Below are 15,692 nucleotides of genomic sequence, written 5' to 3' on the forward strand. Positions count from 1 at the left end.
TCAAGTCCGACGGATACCTACCCCCAGCACCGCTCACGGCATGTTCAACGACCACACCAGCAACGGGCCACGGCAGATCTCAAACGCGGTCTCAGAATGAGTGCCGCCGGCTTACCGGCGGGCCCTGATGAGAGATTGGGGTTAGCGTCCCCCCCTCGTCCTCTGCGCCGGAGGAGGAGAGGAATTCCGATTGACCCGAGTCAGCGGTTCGCCGATCCCCTCGCTTGAGGAGGTGCTGCGATTGGAAGGGGACGTACCCTGTACGGGTTGGGCGTAGCCGCCTGTCGGATTGCTGGGCGCGGTGTTCATGGTGTAGTTGGCCGTAGAACCCGAGGTGGTCGGATAGTAAGACCTGGGATTGTGGTTTGATGCACCCGCACCGTAGTCGATCGGACTGGTGACCAGGTTGCTCGCGTTGGCCCCGTAGTACGGGTCGAAATAGCCCTCCCGGGTGTGGTGGCCTGTTTCTCTGGGTGATTCCATGCTCATGTTGGTCATGGCACGCGTGAGCTGATCCGGGCCATAATGCGGGATGTTGAAGTTCATCGCCGGATTAGTGGGAATCGGGGGGGTGTAGGTCGTTTGACCAGTGGCCGAAAGCTGCTGGAGGGGACCAGGGGACATATACATGCCCCACTGGTTGCTTGCGACGGTGTTCACCGGCACGAGGTAATGGCCGGAGCCGGTGGACTGCGTCGACCGGTAAGTCTCCGTCCTGGCGTAGTTTGCCTGGGCTTGCGAGCCCGACCTCGTGGACGCTGACGACACGCTTCCTTGCGTGGCCGCGAGGTCGGCGAGCCAGGCGAGCTTGTCGTGCAGCGTTTTCGCGGGCGACGTCCCGGCAGGCCAGTTCTGACCGGCCTGCGAGTCCAGTGACGGATGGCGTTTCCACCCTGCCATCTGCTGAGGGGTTACCTGAATCCTCGGGGGGAGCTCCGCACCTGCGCGCGTCATGAAGACGGCTGTGTCGACATCCTTATGCGCCCAGTTGAGAAAGCCTTCGAAATCGTGGAGCGAGTGTTGAACGCCCTGGCGGTTCTTGAGTATTGAGCGCGCCACCTGCTGGGTCTGATACTCCCGGCCCTGCTCCTCGAAATACGAAGGCGTGCGGTCGAGGGTCGGGACCTGGTCCCAAGAAGCCCGGGAGTGAACGGTATAGGTGGCGGTCTCATCCAGCACGCCTGTTTGTTGGTTCCTCTTTCGCACATGGAAAGTCACGCCATTGACTTCGCCCGCTTCCATCTTTTGCAGCAGCATAGGCATCTCGATTTTGTTCAGTACGCTGCTTTCGTCTATCCCCCGGTACACGTCCGCGTGTACCGTTCCGCGGGATTCACCCATGAACGTCTCGGACGCGTGGCCCCACATGTAGTTCAACGTGGGTGCGGGAGTTGCACGGTCGAAGCCTGTCGGGATCGCGTCGATAAACGCTGCCCCGGGTGAAGTCTCCAGCGTCCTGCCGTTGTTGAGCATCGCCCGCAACTCGGCCGGCATCCCAGTCGTCTTCGACCACGCACCGGTGTTGTAAACATGCGTTTCGGCCGCCGTTTTCAGAGAAGCGGCCCACTTGCTGCTCCTGCGGTTCTCGGAGTTGTTCTGGTTAGCGATCCACCAGTCGGCTCGGACCGAAAAGGCACGTGCATTCTTTAGCTCACGTACCAGGTTCTGAACCACTTGGGGATCCTCTACGGGCGTCCACCCCGCATTGATCTGCCGCCCCTCGAGCTCGATGCGGTCGAAGAAAGCTTTCGCGGCCATGTAGAGACTTGGGTTCTCCTCCATGCTCAGGCCCCTGTAACTCTCCAGGCGTTCCATGGCCGTATTCCGCCCAAGCTCGAATTGATGCTCGTAGAAAGCCATCGCGGTGTCTTCCCTTCTGTGTGGCGAGCAGTCGCCTTCCACCCGCACCGCGGGTGGACAGGGTGGTACCGGCTGATCGCTGGATCACGTAGGTTCGCCGTGCTGACGGATCCTGTCCGCCGTGCCTGTCCTGACAGAGGACAACGGAGAGAGCCCCCTCAACGGTTCACCTGCCCTCAAGTTGATTCCGGGCCACTTTCCATCGGTCTCCGTCCGGCTCCCGGAGTACCTGCGATCCGGACGATGCTGTCGATCACCACTGAGCTCAGGCGGGCCGACATCCGATCCACGAAGAGGGGAAGACAGACCCCGAAGTCCCGCCGCCGGGCAGCCCCAACCTGACGGGTGATCTGGCCCATGCTCGCGTTCGAGGACGCCGGACTCGGTGTGCGGCGCGGCGAGTTACCGACCGACGTGGGGTAGAGCACCTCGCAGGGGATGCGGGACGGCTGGTCGAGCCCCTCAATGCCGCACCGTCAGCGCCTGGAAGCCGGGGTTCAGGATGTGCCGCATGTTGGCGTCCCGGCCGTGCGAGAGGTTACGGGCCTTCAGCTCGGCGATGGAGAAGCCGACCGGCGCCGCACGCCTCGTGGTACGAGGACCAGTCGGAGACCGCGCGGTCGTACGTCGCGGACGGACGGTCCGTCCGCGACGCGCCCGTAGCCGGGCTGTAGGTCAGTACCGCGTTCCCGGGTGACCGCCGAAGTCGAACCCCTGGGTGTGCGCGATCCGTTGTGTGTCTCGAACCGGGGTCGGTGTCCGGCCGACACAGCACAGCCGACAGGTCAAACGCACATGCCCGAGCGGAAACCGGCCATGGCCCTTGCGCCCCGGCGCGGGGGGCTGAACAAGTCCGCCCCCATCTCCTACGAGGTCAGGCACTGGTCGTCGACCGGCGATTCGCCAGAACGACGCCGAACCTGCCCCGCCATCGGGTGGGTGAGTGAACTCGGCGCGGACGTGGCCCGTCGCGGAGAAGCGGACGGCGAGCGGAGCGGCCAGGAGGTGGACGGCGGCGTGAGGTATGAGGGGGACGGTGCGACGGAGGCGGAGTACGAGGATCGCGACCGGCCGGCCACCGGTGCCGGGCGGTTCGCGCCGAGTGGTCTGCTGAAGCGGCGACGACCGATGTCGGACGCGGGCGGCCACTACTCCCGTCAGGTTCCGTCACGGCCGGCGGAAAACGCCCGCGCCTCGAGCACTCCCCGCCGGTCTTCGAACTGCCGCCGCTGCCGCCCGGGTTCGAGCTGCACAGGGCGTAGGCCGTCCCGTCGGTATCCGTACCCCGTCCGTGCCGTCGCGTAGAGAGCGGAGGCGGTTGAACCGCCAGGTGCCGACGCCCCGTTGTCCCTGTGTCAGCATCCCCGACCCGAAAGAGGGGCACCGTGGCAGACGGCAACGAGGCACCCTCACAGCGGCGTTTGCCGGAGGAGCCAAGGCGGCGGAGGCCCTCCACGGGCCACGTCCGACTGGCGCGCAACCTGGTCGACGCCGAGTACAGCATGATGAGGGGTTGGCGTCGCCTGAACCCCTTCGGCCGCAGGCGCCGGGCGGGCGTCTGGGACAGGCTGGCCGACGAGTTGAGCCGCCTGGTCGAAAGCCTCGGAGGCCGGTCGAGGTCGGCGGAAGGAGCTCCGGCCTCCCGGGGAGCCCCGACGTCCGGGGGAGACCCGGCATTCGGCGGAGGCTCGGCGTTCGGCGGAGGGCAGCGGGGCGAGTTCTCCGGGCACGACGGTGAGCCCTTCGCCCAGGCCGAGCCACGGCAGTCCTCCGCGTCCCAGCGCCAGGCCGAGCCGGGTGCGCGGGAGTCGCCGCGCACCGGCAGGACCGGCTTCCAGGACATGGTCAGCCAGCTGCCGAGCGCCGAACGCGAGGCTTTCGAGGACGCGGTTCTGCAGCAGCTCAAATCCAATGAGAAGTGGCGGAAGGCGTACGACAGCAACGCCCTGAGCATGCCCGCCGTCGCGGAGTACGCCAACAACGCGTACCTGCGGGAAGTGAGCCGCGCCGCTTCGCGACCCGAGCCGCGGCGGGAGGTCACCGCCGCGGAGGCCATGGAGAACGCCAGGGCCGCCATCATGGCCAACGACGAGGCGCAGTTCGCCAAGCTCCGCGCCCACTGGGAGCGCGATGCGCCCCCTGAGCAGCCGCACGCGCAGCGCGGAAGCGGCTTCTCATTCCCGCGGGAGAACGAGATGAGCGACGGCATCGCCTTCCAGGAAGCCGCACGCGTGCAGCGGGAATGGAACACCGTCGACCCCCGCGATCGCGGCCCGGATGCGATGAGTGACGCGGTTGCCTTCAACGCGGTCGAGCAGGCGACCGTCGCGCGGATCACCGCCGGTTCCGACGAGTCGGCTCCGGTGAAGGAGAGCGATCCGTTCCAGGAAGCGGCACGCGTGCAGCGGGAATGGAACACCGTCGACCCCCGCTATCGCGGCCCGGATGCGATGAGTGACGCGGTTGCCTTCAACGCGGTCGAGCAGGCGACCGTCGCGCGGATCACCGCCGGTTCCGACGAGTCGGCTCCGGTGAAGGAGAGCGATCCGTTCCAGGAAGCGGCACGCGTGCAGCGGGAATGGAACACCGTCGACCCCCGCTATCGCGGCCCGGATGCGATGAGTGACGCGGTTGCCTTCAACGCGGTCGAGCAGGCGACCGTCGCGCGGATCACCGCCGGTCCCGACGAGTCGGCTCCGGTCTACGAGAGCGACCCGTTCCGGGAGGCCGAACGGGCGACGCTGACATGGGCCGGCTCCTCGGAGCCCGCCGTACCACACCTCATCAGCAAGGTCGGCCGTCAGGTTCTCAGCGAGCAGCTCCCGAGCGGCGACGGAACGTCCTCGCCGTCTCTTTCCACCCCCGCCGTTCCCGCCCCCGTCCGCTCCAACGCCCCCTCCTCCAGGGCAGTTCGGTAGCCACAGGAGCAACTTCACGACCAGCTGAACCTTCCACCCCACCCCACCCCGCCCGTCGTGCCTGCGCGAGTGAGAACCCAGTCATCCACCCCCACGAGCCCCAGGGAGAGGCAACTTTTATGCGCACCTTGCGCTCCATGCGCAGACGCACATCGTTCCTTCTGGCACTGCTCCTGGTCGTCGCCGGTGTCTCGGGCACCGCCGTACTGGTCCAGAACCATCGCTCAAGCGACACCAGCATCAACGAAACCACGGCCGTCGCCGTCGCCGACCACACCATCACCCTGCAGAACCGCACCGACAGCCGTATCTGGGTCGGCAGCGAGGTCAACGCCGACGGCTCGACCTCGCTCACCGGGCTGCCGACGCTGGACCCGGGTCAGTCCGCCACCGTCACCGTCCCGGAGTACGAGGGCGCCGGGCACTGGCGCGGTACCTTCTTCGCCCGCCAGGGGTGCAGCGGTGCGGACGGCAGCACGTTCCACTGCGCCGTCGGCGACTGCGGGCCGTACGCCGACCACTGCTCGCTCGGCGAACAGCCCACCGGACTGGCCGAGTTCAGCTTCGACCCGGCCGACAACCTGGCGCCCTGGTACGACGTCAGCTACGTGAACGCCGTCGCCGCTGCGGTCACCATCACGCCGAACGACGTCACACCGCCCGCGAGCGGCGAGTGCGCGCCGGCGGGGTGCGCCGAGGATCTGCTGTCCGCCTGCCCGGCCGACAACCTGACCAAGGACCCGGGCACCGGGCAGCCGCTGGTGTGCGTCAATCCGAACCGGGACGCGAAGACCCCGTACAGCGACATGGTCAACCAGAAGTGCCCCACGGCGTACGCCTGGTCCAAGCAGGACGCCGAGCCGGGCAACAAGGTCATGTACCAGTGCACCAAGTGCAGCGGCCTGACCGTCGCCTTCGGAACCGGCAGCACCGCCCCGGCCGAGCCTGTCACCACCGCCCCTGCCACCACCCCCGTCACCACTGCCGCCTCGACCCGCAAGGGCGTCAGCCTCGAGTCCGTCGACGGTGCCTCCCAGGCGCTGGCCGAGTCCGGCGCGTCCTGGTACTTCAACTGGGCCTCCTCCACCGGCGCGGTCACCAAGCCGGACGGCGTGGACTACGTCCCGATGATCCGGGGTCCCGGCTCGGTCACCGACGCCGAACTGGGCGCGGCAGCCCAGAACGGCAGCAAGGAACTGCTCGGCTTCAACGAGCCCGACAACGGCGGGCAGTCCACCATGACGGCCGAGCAAGCCCTGGACCTCTGGCCCCGGTTGGAGTCCACCGGCCTGCGCCTGGGCGCACCCGCGGTCGCCTCCGGCGCCGACGTCGCCGGAGGCTGGCTGGATCGTTTCATGCAGGGAGTCTCCGACCGCGGCCTGCGCGTCGACTTCATTCCCCTGCACTGGTACGGCGCCGACTTCGGCCCCGACGCCGCCGACCAGCTGCGCAGCTACCTGCAGGCCGTCTGGGACCGCTACCACAAGCCGATCTGGCTGACCGAGTACGGGCTGATCGACTTCTCCCAGGGCACTCCCCGTTACCCCAGCGAGCAGGAGCAGACCGGCTTCATCAAGTCATCGGCGCAGATGCTGGACGGCCTGGACTTCGTCGAGCGCTACGCGTGGTTCACGCTGTCCACGCAGACCAGCCCGACCGGCCTCTACGACGGAACGACCGCCAACGCCAGCGGCCGTGTCTACCACGACGTGACCTGACCCGGGAGTTGAACCGTCCTCACCTGTCATTCGTTGTTCGGGTGCAGCCTGGCCGTGTCCCCGCCCCCGGGGTCACGGCCAGGCCGTGATCGATCGGAGACCCATGTCAGGCACCCCGCCCCGCCGTAGCACCCTGCACGTCGGAGCCCGGCGGACCGTCCTCCGGTCGGTCGAGTCTCTCGCGGATCTTCTCGGCGTCCCGATGGTCGAACTCCACGAAGATCGCCAGCGCCTGCCGCCAGCTGTCGCGGGCGGCCTCCGGTTCGCCGGCCGCCAGTTGGGCGTCACCCAGGTTGCCCAGAGTGTGACCCTCTCCCCACCGGTTGCCGATGTCCCGGTGTGTTTTGAGCGCCTGGTGGTAGTACTCGATGGCGTCGTCGTAACGGTGGAGCCGGCGGTGGGCCGTGCCGAGGATGTCGAGGGTGACGCCTTCGACCCAGCGGTTGCCGTTGGCGCGCAGGAGGTCCAGGGCCTGCTCCAGGCAGCCGACGGCCTCGTCGAACCGGCCGAGCCGCTGGTAGACGTCGCCCAGGTTGCACAGGGAGATTCCCTGCCCCCAGGCGCTGCCGATGACCCGTTCGATCGCCAGCCCCCGGCGGATGTACTCGACGGCCCTGCCGAGTTGGCCGGACTGCAGATACGCATCGCCCAAGTTGGTCACGGCCGCCACCCTGCCGTCCGCGTCCCCGAGCTCTCGGAAGGCGACCATGGCCTGGTAGCAGTGGTCGATGGCCTCGTCGAGCCGACCCGAGTGCCGCAGCGCGGCGGCCAGATCCGCGAGGCCCTGGGCCTCGCCCCAGCGGTCGTCGTCCGCGCGGGCGGCGGCCAGTCCCGCCCGCGCGGTGTCGGCCCAGTCATGCGTATGGCTTCGAAGGTAGAAGAACCCCCACAGGACCGCAGGCAGTCGCCACGCGGTACCCGGCAGGCCGGACCCGGCTGCCTGGTGCACCGCGGAGACCAGGTTGGCCCGTTCGGCCTCGCACCAGTCCAGGGCCTGCTCGTGTGTCGTGAACTCCAGGGGCCGGCACAGGGCCGGCAGCGGTTCGAGGGGGATCCGGCGCCGCTGCGGGGTGATGTGCGGGTAGGCGGCGTCGGCGGTGTGCAGATACCAGGAGAGCAGCCGCTCCACGGCCTGCTCCCGCTCCTGCGGCTTCTCCTCGGCGCGTACGCGTTCGGCGGCGTAGACACGTAGCAGGTCGTGCAGGGTGTAGCGGCCCGGGAAGTACTCGGTGAGCAGGTGGGCGCGGGTGAGCTCGACGAGCAGACCGCGGGCCTCCCGCAGGGGGAGCCCGGCGAGGGCGGCGGCTGCGGGCGCGGAGATGTCGGGTCCGGAGTGCAGGCCCAGCAGGTGGAACAGGCGCGTGGCCGGGGCGGACACCGCCTTGTACGACCAGGAGAAGACGGCTCGTACGTCGGTGCTGATGTCGCCGCCGGCGAAGGCGTCGAGGCTGCCGTGGCTGTCGCGCAGTTCCTCGGCGATGGCACTGAGCGGGAAGCCGGGGTGGGCGGCGGCATGGGCGGCGACGATGGCCAGCGCCAGTGGCAGCCGGGCGCACCGGGTGATGATCTCGTCCGCCGCCTGTGGTTCCGCCGCCAGCCGGGCGGTGCCGAGGCGGCGAGCCAGGAGGTCGTGTGCCTCGGAGGGCGTCAGCTGGTCCAGGGTCAGCGGATGCGCCCCTTCGCCGGCGACCAGGCCGGTGAGCTGGTTGCGCCCGGTGACGATGACCAGACAGCCGGGGGACCCGGGCAGCAGCGGGCGGACCTGTTCGGTGTCGCGGGCGTTGTCGAGGAGGATCAGCATCCGCCGCTGGGCGAGCGTGCTGCGATAGAGCGCCGTCTGGGCGTCGAGGCCGGTGGGGATCCGCATCGGCGGGACACCGAGCGCGCCGAGGAAGGCGCGGATGGCCTCGTCCGGCGTCACGAGCGAGCCGGTCGGATCGAAGCCGCGCAGATTGACGTAGAGCTGTCCGTCGGGGAAGCGGTCGGCTATCTCGTGCGCCCAGTGCACGGCCAGGGTGGTCTTGCCGATGCCGGCCATGCCGCCGATCGCACTGATCACCACCGTGGCCGGGGCGCCACCCTGCTCTGGTAACAGGGCCCGGACCCGGTCGAGTTCGGCGGACCGACCGACGAACGTCGGCAGGTCGGCGGGCAGTTGTGCCGGGCGGGCCGCGAGCACGACGGCCGGGGAGGCGGGGGACACCGGGGAAGCCGGCCCCTCGGGCGGGCGGGGGTCCAGGGCCGCGTCGGCCGCCAGTATGCGGTCGTGCAGATCCCGCAGCGGCGCGCCGGGTTCGATGCCCAGTTCGGCCACCAGGGTGCTCCGCGTACTGCGATAGGCGGCCAATGCCTCGGCCTGCCTCCCGGACCGGTAGAGCGCCAGCATGAGCAGTCGGCACAGTTGCTCCCGCAGCGGGTACTTGCCGGTCAACGAGATCAGTTCGGCGATCACTTCGCCGTGGCGTCCGCGTTCGACTTCGATGTCCAGCCATGTCTCCAGCGTGGTCAGTCGCTCCTCGTTCAGCCGGGAGCCCTCGGACTCGGCCAGGGGGCCGGGGAGACCGCTGAGTGCCGCTCCCTGCCACCCGTCGAGCGCTGCGCGCAGCAACTCCGCGGCGGCGGGCAGCTCCCCGGCGGCGCGCAGCTTCCTTGCCTTCGTGACCCGCTGCTCGAACACCGCGAGATCCAGTCCGTCCTCCGGCAGACGGATCAGGTACCCGTCCCCGACCGACACGACCATCCGTCGGGTCTCGGCCGCCTCCAGCCCTGGCTCAAGTGCCTTGCGCAGGCGCGACACATAGGTCCGAAGGACGGACACGGCAGCCGTCGGCTGCTCCTCGCCCCAGACAGCGTCGAGGAGTTCGGCGAGTGCGACAGCGCGTCCCCGCCGCAACAACAGCGCCGCCAGGACGGCCCGCTGCTGTGGCGAACCCAGGTCCAGTTGCTGTTCACCCCGCCATGCCCGGACCGGCCCGAGCACGGCGAAACGAATGCAGTTTTTGTAGCCGCTCACCCCCTGACTGTACTCAACAGCCGTGCCGGCTCGCGAGAATATGCGGATGGCGGCCATAACGAAGGATCAAATTTCTGAGTACGTGATGACCTTTGTATCCAAGGATGAAAGTCCCAGGTCAGCCTCTGGTCGATCCAAATACAGGTCAGCCTTTGGCGGATCAGGCTGGTAATCCAACTGAGCCACCCTTCATCGTGCCGGTCAATTCCTTTGACACCCACCAAATCCGCCTGACGGAGCGTGCTCCTTTCGGCCCGGTCGTCGCTGTCTTGTCGGCCGAGGGATTGAACCGTTCCCGTACGGCGCCCGTTGCGATGGCCGGGGACCGTCACGGCGTTCCCGACCGGGGCCGTGCGGCCGGTAAGCGTCAGAAGGGAAAAGCCATGAACCGAGGTGAAGAGACGGACGAGCGGACCACGGGGCACGACCACGCCGTGTCCGGGGAACCAGGGGGTCTCGGTAAGCCGGAATCTGCCGGGGAGGTGTCCGAGCCGGCCCCACGCTACGCGGTGGTCATCTCCGGAGACGGCTCGGCCGCCATCGACGGCGAACCCGTACCGGTGACGGAAGGAGCGGCGGTCGACGCCGCGATCCTCGACACACTGCACGGGTACGCACGCGACCGGAACACCACCGTGACGGCGACCATCTCCGATCCCTTGGCGGGGTACGTGGCCTTCGTCGAGGTCGCCCCCGACGGTTCCAGCAGCCTTCTGGAGCAGCAGGACCAGGAGCAGCTGGTCGAGCCTGCCGAACACGCGGGACGCGCGGAGTCGTACGGACCCGTAGCGGGAACCGGCCTTTCCGGAGACGGAGCCGGAGCCGACGACGATCTCGATCTCGATCTCACCGAAGCCGACGACGAAGCCGACGCCAGCGACGGCGACGATGACGACTTCGACGTCGAGGCGTACACGCTGGAGCAGCAGCGGCAGCGCCGACTCACCGGGCCGCCCCCGCCCCTCGCCGCCCGACCGAGCTCGAGGGTCGCCCTGGGGAACGGATCGCGTCAGTCGGACGACGAGTACGGGTCGCCCGGTCTGCTCCACAAGCCGCTGGTCGTCGGGCCGGTGGCTCTCGGCGTGGCCGCCCTCGTCATCGTTCCGCTGGTGATCCTGGGCAGTGGTGCATCGGACGACGGAGGGCACCAGAAGCAGGCTGCGCGTTCGAGCACCGAGACGAGCGGAATTCCTCAGGCCGAGGAGTCGGCGCCGACCGCCTCCCCTTCCGCGAGCAGACTGTCCCCACTGCCCAGCGTGACAGCCACCTCGCGGTCGGCCAAGCCGAAGGCCTCGAAGAGTGCGAAGGCCCCGAAGAGCGGGGGAGGGGTGGGAGAGGGCACGGTCACCGTGGCCTCGAAGCCCCCGCGGGCCACCGTGGCCGCGAAGCCCGCGCGGGACACCGCCGCCACCGCTGTGAACCGGCTCCACCGGAACGACCCGTCCGGGCGGCACATCTGCTATCGCGCATACCTCTCCGGACAGGGCTGGCAGAAGCCCGTGTGTGACGGCACGCCGGCCGGAGCGACGGGCGGGACCCATCCGATCAAGGCCCTCAACATCGCGGTGTACGGCGGCGACGGCTCGTCCGCCAACGCCTTCGTGCACGACGCCCGGTCGACCAGCGGCCGGGGCAAGTGGGAACCACAGTGGACCGCCATCATCGGCGACGGCAAGAACAACTACATCGGCAGCACGAAGTCGAGCGCCCCGTACATGACGGGCTTCGCCATCAACATCGGCAGCGGTCACGTCTGCCGGACCACCAAAGTCCACGGCTACGACTGGGGCAGTTCGGACTGCGCCGACCCACGCCCCGGCCTCATCTTCGGCGGCGCCCTTGAGAACACGCGCTGGCTCGAAGCCGTCAAGCTCTGGGTGTGAACGGGACGAAACAAGCGAAACGGACTAAAGCAGTCCAAAGGCTGCCCCGCGACCTCCGGCTGTCCAGGTGAAGTCCCTCGTCCGGGACGCGCAGAACGCCGTGCGGCTCGTGCCCTTTCCTCGGCCGACCCGCTCCCGTGCCGGGATGGCTGATCGGCTTGGGACGCGAGTGCCGTGGTGCTGTATCCGAGCGGTTCCTCTCCAGTTCCGTCAGTTCGGCCAGGATGCGCAGCGCCATCTCGCGGGGGGCTTTCCGAAGCCCGGCCTGTGTCTCGGGCCGGAAGACGGTGCGGTACTCACTCACCGCGAGCCAGGGTGCCCTCGATGAGGACGCGGGCCGAGCGGTCCGCCAACCGCTCGTCGATGCGGCTCGGCATCGTGTCGGGGCGGCGGCGCCATGGGACGTCGTACCTCCTTCGGTCAGCACCGATCACCAGTCACAAGATCCGCGGTAGTACCTGACAGTGTGAGAAAAATCTATGTCTGCCAAATCGCAGCGAGGCCCGGCTAGCGTCACGACTCGTGCGACACCACCGGTGACCAATTGCGAAGACGGACGACGAGATTGATACGAGCCCTAAGGCCGGAGTCACCCCTGAGCAAATCGAGCTGTCTTGGAAAGTCGGCGCAACCAAGGACGGTCCAACCCGGCCGTGAAGTCTTTCTTGGTTTGCCGCGATCTCGGCGGGGACCTCGACTAGCTGTGTCTTCGTCGTTGAGGACCTCGACGGCCTCTACGAGTACCTGACCCACCCCGCGACTATCGGGACTGACCATCTGGGCCTGGCGCTGCTCGAACGCCTCGAAATCTTCGACATCAGCGACGACGACGATCCTGCCCCGTACGCGAAAATCGAAGAACTGCACCGCCGGCGCAGCGGCGGCATCGCGGACGCGGTGTGGTTCTACGAGGAGCCGTTCGAGGCCGTGGGGGCGATCGCCGGCCGCGTCGCCTTCTACCCGAGCACGTTGAGATCACCTCCGAGGCCGTCTCCAACCGACGGCCCCGCGCGGGGGTGGAGCGGTTTCCCCTCGACACGCCGCTCCACCCCTACGCCCAGCCCGACACCCACCTGATCCGCACCAGATTGTGCGAGAGGAGGACAGAAATGACAGAACTGACCCTGGAAGAGGTGGAAGCGTATGTGCTCAGCGTGTGTTTCAAGACCGGCCCCCCTGAGCGGATTGGTGTGGAGACGGAGTGGCTGGTCCAGGACCACCACAACCCTCTGCTGCCGATATCGGTCGACCGGCTGAACGCCGCCCTCACGCCGATCGAGGCGACAGGCGCCCTGGCCGGGGGCAGCAGACTCACCCGTGAGCCGGGCGGCCAACTGCAGCTGAGTTCCCCGCCGGCCCTCTCGCTCGGCGCGTGCGTCGAGATGATGACCGCGGATCTCGCCGTACTGCGCACGACAGTCGAGCAGGCCGATCTGGCACTCGTCGGCCGGGGCCTCGACCCCTATCGTGAACCGCCTCGTGTGCTCGACCACCCCCGCTACCGGGCCATGGAGAGCTTCTTCGACCGCGAGGGCCCCTGGGGCCGCGACATGATGCGCCGCACCGCATCCGTACAGATCAACCTGGCCTGCGGCGAGGACTCCCGCGGCATCAGCGGCTACCGCTCCCGCTGGGAACTCGCCCACCGTATCGGTCCCGTGCTCGTCGCCGCCTTCGCCAACTCCCCGATACAGGACGGGTGGCCCACCGGGTGGCTGTCCAGCCGGCAGGACGTCTGGTCCCGGATGGATGCCGGTCGTACCCGCCCGCCCCTCTACCACTCCGACCCACGTGTGGCCTGGACCCGCTATGCGCTCGACGCGCAGGTGATGTGCATACCGGGCGACCTCAACGGGGACTGGTCCGCGCCCTCCGGCTTGACCTTCCGCGCCTGGCTGCGGGGCGTACCCGAGCTGCGGCCGCCGACCCTGGCCGACCTGGACGACCACCTCAGCGCTCTGTTCCCGCCGGTCAGACCGCACGGCTGGCTGGAGTTGCGGATGACCGACGCGCAGAACGGCGACGACTGGGTCGTGCCAACTGTGCTGGCCGCGACGCTCCTGAACGACAGGGTGGCGGCCGATGCCGCCTACGCGGCAACCGAGCCACTGTGCCGGGACTCGCAGCGGCCCGTCCCCTCCCACGACGTCTGGCTGCGCGCGGCCCGCACCGGCCTCGACGACCAGGACCTCGCCAAGGCCGCCCGCGCCTGCTTTGCCGCGGCCGACAGCGCCCTCGCCGTTCCCGGCGCCCCGGCGGTCCTGAGGCATGCCCTGACTGACTTCGCCGAGCGCTACACGGAGCGCGGCCGTTCCCCCGCCCATGACCATCTGGACGCGCTCCGCCGCACCTGACCCCCGCAAAGGCATGACGTGACGAACGCCCGGGGCGGCGCCGCGGGACGACGAACACGGGCGGCCGATCCACCGGGAGCTGTGCCCGGTGTGCGACACCGGCGACGTGCACCGTCCGGCGGCCGGCCTACTCGTGCAGTGGTTCGCCAACGACGGCGGCCATGACGAGAGCCGCGTCAGGGAGGGCTCACACCTGCTGATGGAGTGGACGAAGGAGTGCATGGCCGCCCATGGCTGGTACTTGCAGGACGCCCCGACCGACCAGCCCTGAGCTGTCATCGGCAGAAGCTGCCGGGCGCGCAGTGCCGCCGCGTCGTACGAGCAGCGCGGCAGGAACTCACCCGGGTGCGGGCCGACCTCACTGCCCTGTACAAGCGGCTGCCCTACTCCGTCGAACCGATGGAGGCCTGGCAGCGCCCTGAGGCCTACTGGCTCGCCACCTCCCGCGCGTACCCGGACTCGCCGGGCTGGTCGGAGCATGAGCGGAGGGAGGTCGCCGGGCTGGGCGAGCGGGAACGCGACCTCACCGCCGCGATCACGCACGCCTTCTGGAACGACGGCGCCGGACCCGAACGGCTGGATGCCCGCTCCCAGCTCTAGCACGCCCTCGAACGTGAGGACGGCGAGGGCCAGGAGGCGGCGTAGCCGCTCTTTTCCGGGTGATCAGAAGAAAGGTGGCGGGCTGGTCGGTGTGGCCATTCGGATCATCTCGCGGACTCCCACGGGTACGTGCCGCCGGTCGTAGAGGAGCAGCGTGCGGAGTGGGCCCTCGTGCGCCAACGGAACGAAGGCCACCTCGGCGGGTGCGTACGGGGACATGCTTGACGGCAGCACTCCCACGCTCAGGCCGGTCGCGATCATCGCGAGTTGCAGGGTGACGTCGTGGACCTCGGCGAACTTGAGCGCCTGGAATCGGGTGCGTTGGCACAGGCCGTGGATCCCGAAGGGTTGCCCTCGCAGGGCGTCCCGAGTGATCACGCTGAAGCGCTCGTCCGCGAGGTCCGCCAAGTGCAGTACCGCGCGCCCGGCGAGAGGGTGGTCGCGGTGCAGCGCGACGGCAAGGGCTTCTTCCGCAAGTTGTATCGCCTCGATCTGCGGGGGTCGCGATGGTGGGGCGAGTCCGCTCGCCAGCGCGACATCTCCACGGGGCACACCAAGGGACCGAGTCAACGCGTCGCCGCGTATGGCGGCACGTACTCCCGCAGCGTGTTGGGAGGCCGCCCTCGAAGGACTCGACGCCGCAGCCCGCAAGGGCAACCACGGCGGCCGGCCCCGGTCATCACCGACGACATGATCCACACCGTGCTCCGCCGCCGCGGCAACGGCGAGACCGTCGAGGACATCCAGCCCGACCTGCTCATCGCCACCGGCCGCCGCAAAGAACAGAGCCCCAGCCTCTCCAGCATCTACCGGGCACTCGCCGAGCACGAGAAAGACCCCGGCGTACCCGGAGGCTGTCGAAGCGGCGCCCACGGACTTCGCCACCCTCTAGCAGCGCAACCACAGCCTCAAGTAGTTACTCAGCGCTACACGCCACCTGGCGGTAGCTATACGAGAACAGAGCAGATTCGGGGCGAGCGGCATACAGCCCTTTCCCGGCCCGCCTGTGGTCCGGCCCGTTCCGCGCCCCGGTGAGTTCACTCAGTTCAAGCGGCTCCGTATCGCCCGAAGCACGCCTCGGCCGCACAGCGGCGGCCGGCCACCCGGTGCTGCCGGTCGGGCCACTGCCAGGAGGCGGACTTCGGCCCTCGCCCAGTTGTGGACGCGCGGGCCGTGCGCGCCGTTGCCGCACGAGCGGCGCTTGTTACGCCAGCGTCCGGACGCGCCTCGCATCTGGACGCACCTCATACCGCCCCGGCTCCAACGGTGCCCGTGCTCCCTGAAATCCGGCGGTGGATGTCCGCGAGCATGTTGCGCATCGCGAGGTGGAAGAGCTCAGCCTCGTG

10 protein-coding genes and 2 pseudogenes are annotated in these 15,692 nt (G+C 68.7%); 7 read left to right on the forward strand and 5 right to left on the reverse strand.

Features of this window, described 5'->3' with window-relative positions:
- Positions 1 to 141: 141 nt before the first annotated feature.
- Positions 142 to 1,860, reverse strand: coding sequence for a hypothetical protein (locus tag ACWDGI_RS43220; RefSeq protein ID WP_450768543.1), 1,719 nt, complete (start codon positions 1,858 to 1,860; stop codon positions 142 to 144).
- A 1,841-nt stretch (positions 1,861 to 3,701) separates the two neighbouring features.
- Between ACWDGI_RS43220 and ACWDGI_RS43225 the strand changes: the two genes are divergently transcribed.
- Positions 3,702 to 4,778, forward strand: coding sequence for a hypothetical protein (locus ACWDGI_RS43225; protein WP_450768544.1), 1,077 nt, complete (start codon positions 3,702 to 3,704; stop codon positions 4,776 to 4,778).
- Positions 4,779 to 4,915: 137 nt separating this feature from the next.
- Positions 4,916 to 6,496 (forward strand): glycosyl hydrolase, encoded by a 1,581-nt coding sequence (locus ACWDGI_RS43230; protein WP_450768545.1) that lies wholly within the window; start codon positions 4,916 to 4,918, stop codon positions 6,494 to 6,496.
- 106 nt (positions 6,497 to 6,602) lie between these two features.
- On the opposite strand, the gene ACWDGI_RS43235 is transcribed toward ACWDGI_RS43230, so the two are convergent.
- Positions 6,603 to 9,509 carry an AfsR/SARP family transcriptional regulator gene (locus tag ACWDGI_RS43235; protein ID WP_450768546.1) on the reverse strand — a complete coding sequence of 969 codons (2,907 nt, stop codon included), beginning with the start codon at positions 9,507 to 9,509 and terminating at the stop codon, positions 6,603 to 6,605.
- Positions 9,510 to 9,892: 383 nt separating this feature from the next.
- Here ACWDGI_RS43235 and ACWDGI_RS43240 point away from each other — a divergent pair, with 383 nt between their 5' ends.
- Complete coding sequence (locus tag ACWDGI_RS43240) at positions 9,893 to 11,392, forward strand: hypothetical protein (protein WP_450768547.1); 1,500 nt, start codon at positions 9,893 to 9,895, stop codon at positions 11,390 to 11,392.
- Between the two features lie 149 nt (positions 11,393 to 11,541).
- On the opposite strand, the pseudogene ACWDGI_RS43245 reads toward ACWDGI_RS43240, so the two are convergent.
- Together ACWDGI_RS43245 and ACWDGI_RS43250 are read right to left on the reverse strand one after the other, a co-directional pair.
- Positions 11,542 to 11,696 (reverse strand): annotated as a pseudogene (locus tag ACWDGI_RS43245) (type II toxin-antitoxin system RelE family toxin); the annotation flags it as partial.
- Complete coding sequence (locus ACWDGI_RS43250; RefSeq protein ID WP_450768548.1) at positions 11,689 to 11,826, reverse strand: hypothetical protein; 138 nt, start codon at positions 11,824 to 11,826, stop codon at positions 11,689 to 11,691. The gene ACWDGI_RS43250 and the pseudogene ACWDGI_RS43245, both read right to left, overlap by 8 nt.
- Before the next feature lie 451 nt (positions 11,827 to 12,277).
- Here ACWDGI_RS43250 and ACWDGI_RS43255 point away from each other — a divergent pair, with 451 nt between their 5' ends.
- The 4 genes and pseudogenes from ACWDGI_RS43255 to ACWDGI_RS43270 all read left to right on the forward strand — a co-directional run bounded on the left by ACWDGI_RS43255 (position 12,278) and on the right by ACWDGI_RS43270 (position 14,346).
- A complete protein-coding gene (locus ACWDGI_RS43255) occupies positions 12,278 to 12,469 on the forward strand; it encodes a DUF427 domain-containing protein (RefSeq protein ID WP_450768552.1) in 192 nt (63 codons plus the stop codon).
- Between the two features lie 32 nt (positions 12,470 to 12,501).
- A complete protein-coding gene (egtA, locus tag ACWDGI_RS43260) occupies positions 12,502 to 13,746 on the forward strand; it encodes an ergothioneine biosynthesis glutamate--cysteine ligase EgtA (protein ID WP_450768549.1) in 1,245 nt (414 codons plus the stop codon).
- A 46-nt stretch (positions 13,747 to 13,792) separates the two neighbouring features.
- A pseudogene (locus tag ACWDGI_RS43265) lies at positions 13,793 to 14,017 on the forward strand (DUF6300 family protein); the annotation flags it as partial.
- Between the two features lie 74 nt (positions 14,018 to 14,091).
- Positions 14,092 to 14,346, forward strand: coding sequence for a nucleic acid-binding protein (locus ACWDGI_RS43270; protein WP_450768550.1), 255 nt, complete (start codon positions 14,092 to 14,094; stop codon positions 14,344 to 14,346).
- A 63-nt stretch (positions 14,347 to 14,409) separates the two neighbouring features.
- Here the strand turns inward: ACWDGI_RS43270 and ACWDGI_RS43275 are convergent, their stop codons facing one another.
- Positions 14,410 to 14,898, reverse strand: coding sequence for a LysR family substrate-binding domain-containing protein (locus ACWDGI_RS43275; RefSeq protein WP_450768551.1), 489 nt, complete (start codon positions 14,896 to 14,898; stop codon positions 14,410 to 14,412).
- Between the last annotated feature and the right edge of the window lie 794 nt (positions 14,899 to 15,692).

This window comes from Streptomyces sp. NPDC001220, from assembly GCF_053597895.1.